Annotated in this window: 5 protein-coding genes; all 5 read right to left on the reverse strand. The window is 41.3% G+C overall.

All coding sequences use genetic code 11. The annotated features are described in order from the left end of the window. Positions 1-415 precede the first annotated feature (415 nt). The 5 genes from aroD to EP737_RS24900 all read right to left on the reverse strand — a co-directional run bounded on the left by aroD (position 416) and on the right by EP737_RS24900 (position 5,523). Positions 416-1,177 carry a type I 3-dehydroquinate dehydratase gene (aroD, locus tag EP737_RS24880; RefSeq protein ID WP_129732071.1) on the reverse strand — a complete coding sequence of 254 codons (762 nt, stop codon included), beginning with the start codon at positions 1,175-1,177 and terminating at the stop codon, positions 416-418. A gap of 142 nt (positions 1,178-1,319) precedes the next feature. Further along, positions 1,320-2,084, reverse strand: a complete 765-nt coding sequence (locus EP737_RS24885) for an IclR family transcriptional regulator (protein ID WP_129732073.1) — start codon at positions 2,082-2,084, stop codon at positions 1,320-1,322. A 527-nt stretch (positions 2,085-2,611) separates the two neighbouring features. Further along, entirely contained in the window at positions 2,612-3,571 is a 960-nt protein-coding gene (locus EP737_RS24890) for a hydroxymethylglutaryl-CoA lyase (protein WP_129732075.1), read from the reverse strand. 1 nt (position 3,572) lies between these two features. Beyond that, on the reverse strand, positions 3,573-4,781 hold the full coding sequence (locus tag EP737_RS24895; RefSeq protein WP_129732077.1) for a CaiB/BaiF CoA transferase family protein: 1,209 nt from the start codon (positions 4,779-4,781) through the stop codon (positions 3,573-3,575). Positions 4,782-4,818: 37 nt separating this feature from the next. Continuing rightward, complete coding sequence (locus tag EP737_RS24900) at positions 4,819-5,523, reverse strand: FadR/GntR family transcriptional regulator (RefSeq protein ID WP_129732079.1); 705 nt, start codon at positions 5,521-5,523, stop codon at positions 4,819-4,821. Positions 5,524-5,748: the final 225 nt, after the last annotated feature.

A 5,748-nucleotide genomic window follows, 5' to 3' on the forward strand; every position in this document is an offset into this window, starting at 1 on the left:
GCGAACTTCCAGCAGCTTATTTGCAGCTGTTGTAACCTCCTACTATAGTAAATGAGCGCTTGTCCGAAAGGGTGAATTCTTTTTTTATATAATTTTTTCACCTATTGTATATCTCTGCAATCATGTTAAAAACTTCATAAATATGTCGTGTCTTCTAATAAAGAAAACTCGACGATTGGCGAGCCCCGCTCTTGGGCGAAGACAGAAGCGTAGTTGCACTTATACTTTATTCCTAAAATTTCTCACTATGTCGAATTGGCATCCAGTTAGAAATTTATACTTTCTTAAAGTGTGGAAAATCAATAAAAAAACAGACTCAACGCAAAAGCCGGATGTCCTGAGACATCCGGCTTTTATTACAGCAGTTTATCATTACCGTTCTACTGCTTCATGCTTTCTCTTAATATGTTTTATCTTATTCCTTTACTCCCGCAAACCGCTTCGCCATTCCAATCATGCTTCGCAGGTCCTCAATTGGAATCTGTCCAGGAGCCGAGCTGTTCGCGCCAACCGCAAAGGTCATCACCGATCCGTACATCCAGCCCATCACTCTGCTCATTGAACCAAGCGCACCCATCGAAATCGTAAGAACAGGAATCGTTAGCATGTCTACTGCCTCTCTTGTTACCTCTAATAGAGTGAGCACATCCTGTTTGTCTACAGGCATAACAGATGCCTTGGCTACATCAGCACCGTAAAACTCTGCCAAAAGAATTTGCTTTAAAATCTCTGGCTTTTTAGGTGTACATCCGAAATTATGGTAAGACATGACAAGCGCCTTCCCATACTCTCTAGAAACCTCACGAACACGCTGAATATTGCTCGGTTCATTCGAAAGCTCATAATCAACCATAGCTATAAAATGGCTTTTGCATAATTCACTAATCAGCTCAACCTTGTCCTCTTCTGATAAAGAGATTGACTCACCGCCTTCTCGATCAGAACGAATGGTAAACAAGATTGGAATACCATCGCTGTTTTCATAAATCGCTTGAGCTGCCGCTAGGACTTCATTAAAATCAGCAATATTTTCATAAAAATCAACGCGCCATTCAATTACATCCGGCTTTTTCGAGACAATACTTGTTAACTCACCAATCAGCTCATCTGTATTCCTTCCTATCAACGGCGTACATATATACGGAAGCTTTTCCTCATTAAACCATCTGCTCTTCATAATTCTCCCTCACGGCTCTAGATGCATTTGGCATCATTTTTTACCTTCATTATGGCATACCTTCATATACCATGTATAGAGTATTCTGTATTTATCCACCTCTTCTTAGTACGCAACAAAGCTTATCAGAATAGTCCCGCGGTCAGCTTTCTTCGTGAAAGTAACCCATTTTGGAAGATATTAAAATAGCCGCATCTTTAACAATTTTTTGGTAATGTTTTATATTTTCTTGAGAAAATCTACTCGTTGGTCCAGAAATCGATAAGGACGCCTTGACCACTCCGTCTAGATTAAAAATCGGTGCTGAAACAGCGGAAGATCCAATTTCTTCTTCGTCAATACTACTACAGGAGTATGTTGTATTTATTTCTTTCAATTCATTTATTAACTCTGCTCTCGGATTGACTGCCGTTTCTAAAACCGTTTTGATAAATTCGTCATCCTGAAAAGCAAGAATTGCTTTTCCTCCAGCCCCCGCCCATAAAGGGTGCTTTGCTCCAATTTTTATGCTATGACTTATAGTATTAAGTCCTAGAGATTGCTCAATACACACTCTATGAGTACCATCCAAAATGTGTAAGTTAATGGTTTCCTTTGTTTCGTCCCGTAATTTGTCCATAATAGGCTTTGCAACAGTTTTTAACTCAATGGATTTACCAGCTATATGACCTAAATAATAAATTGTTTTACCGAGCTTATATTTAAGCGTTGATAAATCCTTTTCTACATATCCGTTCTGCTCTAAGGTTGCCAAAAGCCTAGTTGTTGTAGATTTAGCTAATCCTATCTTTTCCGAAATTTGCGTAAGATTTAATTCAGATTGTGCTTCACTAAAGCAAGCCAGAATATCCAAAGCCCTTTGAACGGTTCGTATTCCTTGCCCTCCATTTTCTTTTTCAGCCGGCATCTTTTCATCATCCTTTTATAGTTAATAAAATGGTTTATTGATCAAAATAGATTCCACTGGATGGAATTCATTTACATCCTACACTGAATTTGCTTTGCAATCAAGCTTTTTAGGTGTCACCCTCTCTTATCAAGAAAACAATCATAAGTTCAAATTGCGTTACGGAACCTATCTAATTTTTTCATACTATGGTCTATGTAAGACGCATATTGTTGGTATAGATAAATATCTAGATAGATTCATAAAGGGGTCGTAAGGACTTTCGGGAGTTATAGCGCCAAATTTGCAGGATACGATTTAACAATCGAGGATTAAAGTGGTGGAATTAAGATTTAAAGAAAACTCATCGAATAGTCTTCCAGCTAAAAATCTATACTTTCCTACAATGTAAAAAATGATCCCAAACAGCCAAGGCTAAAAAAATCCTTGGCTGCTTGGGATCTCATAATATACTGAAATAAGAGGCAATCGTATTTCCTTCTAAATCTATTGTCGGGAGATAGATATGTTCTATTATCCCAATCTATTTAACTTCCTAGCTTCTCTTGAACCTTTGGTTTAACATGCAGTTGTGAACATGGACCAGCTTGAAGCATATAGCTTCCCCCGTCATGGCCAATAGTTTGCTTTACATCCTTCGCTACGTCAATAAGAGCCGTGAGATCAATCCCTGTTCCAACTCCCATCTCTTCTAATGCATGAACGACGTCTTCTGTGGCAATGTTTCCGGTTGCTCCAGGTGCATATGGACAGCCGCCCAGTCCTGCAATTGAACTGTCAAAGTGGACAACTCCTTGCTGCAAGGCTGCTATAACATTTGCAAGGGCCATTCCTCTTGTATTATGCAGATGCATAGAAAACGTCATGCTTGGAAAACCTGCTTTTAATTGCCCTAACATATCGTACACCTGCTTAGGATTGGCCATTCCCGTTGTATCAGCCAATGAGATTTCGTCGATTCCCATCGTAGTGTAACGTTCAACGATGGCAGCGATCCGCTCCACTGGTAGCTTCCCCTCGTACGGACAGCCAAAAGCTACAGAAATTGAACCGCCGACTTTAACTCCATGCTTTTCTGCCAGTTCAATAATTGGATAAAAGCCATTTTGCGCTTCCTCCACGAGGCAGTTTGCATTGGATAAACTATGAGAATCTGTTGCAGAAAGCATGAGCTTTAGCTTCTTAATCCCTGCATCAATGGCACGCTGTGTACCTTTCACGTTAGGGACTAGTGCACGGAATTTAATATTGGTTAAATCTTGAACGCTTTTAACAACTTCTTCGGCATCCTTTAATTGCGGGATTGCCCTTGGATGCACAAAGGATGTAATTTCCATCGATTGAATGCCTGTTTTTGCTAATTCGCGGATAATTCGAATTTTTTGCTCCGTCGGAATCCATTCCATTTCCGCTTGAAACCCATCACGTGGCGCGACCTCACAAATTGTAACCTTAGGAGGCAGTACCATCTCCTGTAATCTACTCATCTTAAATAACCCCCTTCTCTTTCAGTACAGCCAATTCTTCTGCCGATAACCCCAGTTTTCCGCCTAAAATTTCTTCATTATGCTCCCCTAATTCCGGCGCGCGGTGGCGAATAGCTCCTGGCGTGCTCGAAAACTTCGGAACAACCCCAGGCACTTTAATGGTTCCTAAACGCGGATGTTCCACCTCGACGATGTTTTCCCTCGCCTGGTAATGAGGATCGTTAAAAATATCTTCAATTGTGTAAATCGGGCTGACTGGCACACCGAATAAGTCTAATTTCTCCTGTAGTTCCTTTTGTGTATATTGACGAATCCAATTGATTACGATTTCCTGCACCTCATGGTCATTCTTTAAACGTTCAGAATTCGTGTGATAACGAGGATCTGTCAGCATATCTGTTCGTTCCATCGCTTCTGCCAAGCGGTTAAAGGTGGAATCTGTACTGCAAACAAGAACAACAAACTTGCCATCCTTCGTCTCATATGTGCCAGCTGGACTTGAATGGCCTGCTAAGCCTGGACTTCTTTCTCTCACCTTGCCATTTTGGTCATACTCAGCAACTAGGAACTCTAGCATACGGAAGAGGGATTCATACAGACCCATTTCCACTACTTGTCCTTCTGATTCGCCATTTGCCTCACGGTTATAGAGAGCGCTTACAGCAGCGAACGCCGCATATACACCTGTAATATAGTCAAGCAGAGAGTATGAAGGACTAACAGGAGGGCGATCAGGATAGCCCTGGATTGCTGTATGTCCGCTAAATGCCGTGCCCGGAGTCCCGAAGCCGGCTTTTTCTCGATATGGGCCTGTTTGTCCGTATCCGGAAACACGCACCATAATCAAGCGAGGATTGACTTTTTTCAGCTCTTCATAGCCTAAATTCCACTTTTCTAATGTACCTGGACGAAAATTCTCAATAAGAAGGTCTACCTGACTAATTAATTTTTTAAAGATTTCTCGCCCCTCATCTGTACGAATATCTAACGTAACCGACTTCTTATTGCGCGCTAACCCCGGCCATCTCAAAGGCTCTGTTCCCTTCCATGGTCCGACCGTCCGGAGTGTGTCCCCTTTCCCAGGCAGCTCCACCTTGGTCACTTCCGCTCCTAAATCTGCTAATAAGGTTGCCCCGAAAGGAGCAGCGATCATTGTTGAGATATCTAAGATTTGCACACCTGTTAAAGGTCCGTAATTTTGTTTAAACATTGTTTTCCCCTCCTATAAAACTAGTTCTCTTCTTTTTTTAATAATTCCCCAAGACATGGTCCCGGATATGTTGAAGGTGAATAAGAGTAGCTTTAACAGCCGCTGAAGCATTGCGATCTTTTACTGCCGCTAAAATAGCCCGATGCTCTGCTAAAGATTGAAGGTAACGTTCTTGTGAACGTAACGTTTGCTTTCGAACCTGGCGGCTCATATTTAATTTCGTTTCCATCATCGAGACAAACACAAAGTTTTGCGTAGCTTCCGCTAAAGCTAAATGAAAACTGCTGTCTGCTTCAACCATTTCATCAGGTTGTTTTAGTTTTTCTTCCATTTTCAATAAGACCCGTTCCATCTTTTCGATGTTTTCTTCGGTAGCTCTTTGACTGGCTAATTCTGCAATTTTTGGTTCAAGCGTCTCTCTTGCCTCCAAAAAGTAAATGATGGCCGTCTTTTCAAGCATGTCTACTGTATTAAAACGATACTCCAACGTCATATTCTGGTCGGCCTGCTGAATAAATCTTCCTCCTCCAGGCTTTGAAACGATGAGCCCTTCTGCCTCTAACACTCGGCATGCTTCCCGTAATGAGGTGCGGCTGCAGCCTAAAGTTTGGGCCAGCTCACGCTCACCTGGTAAACGATCACCTGGTTTTAACTTCCCGCCCTCTATTAATTGTCTAATTTGCACCACTATTTTTTCGTATATTCTTTCGTTACGTACGCCTAAAAACATTTCATTATTCATAAGCAGACCTCCTATCCAACTGGTCTATTGGACTATTGGTTAGTCCGGTTAATTTGAAGTATAGTCAGATAAATCTGAACCGTCAAGATATTTATTTACTTTTTTACTGAATGAATTTTACTTATACCTGCTTTAACATATCGAGAGAAACGAAAAAGAGAAGTCTAATATTTTTAAAGAAAACTCGCTGATTGGCGAGCCCTGCCCTTGGGCGAAGACAGAGGC

Source organism: Ectobacillus funiculus (assembly GCF_004138295.1).
Lineage (GTDB): Bacteria > Bacillota > Bacilli > Bacillales > Bacillaceae_G > Ectobacillus > Ectobacillus funiculus.

What these genes read in the sequence shown, in the direction of transcription:
- aroD (WP_129732071.1), bottom strand. Translation starts at nt 1,177, where the DNA reads ATGAAGAGCAGATGGTTTAATGAGGAAAAGCTTCCGTATATATGTACG.
- EP737_RS24885 (WP_129732073.1), bottom strand. Translation starts at nt 2,084, where the DNA reads ATGCCGGCTGAAAAAGAAAATGGAGGGCAAGGAATACGAACCGTTCAA.
- EP737_RS24890 (WP_129732075.1), bottom strand. Translation starts at nt 3,571, where the DNA reads ATGAGTAGATTACAGGAGATGGTACTGCCTCCTAAGGTTACAATTTGT.
- EP737_RS24895 (WP_129732077.1), bottom strand. Translation starts at nt 4,781, where the DNA reads ATGTTTAAACAAAATTACGGACCTTTAACAGGTGTGCAAATCTTAGAT.
- EP737_RS24900 (WP_129732079.1), bottom strand. Translation starts at nt 5,523, where the DNA reads ATGAATAATGAAATGTTTTTAGGCGTACGTAACGAAAGAATATACGAA.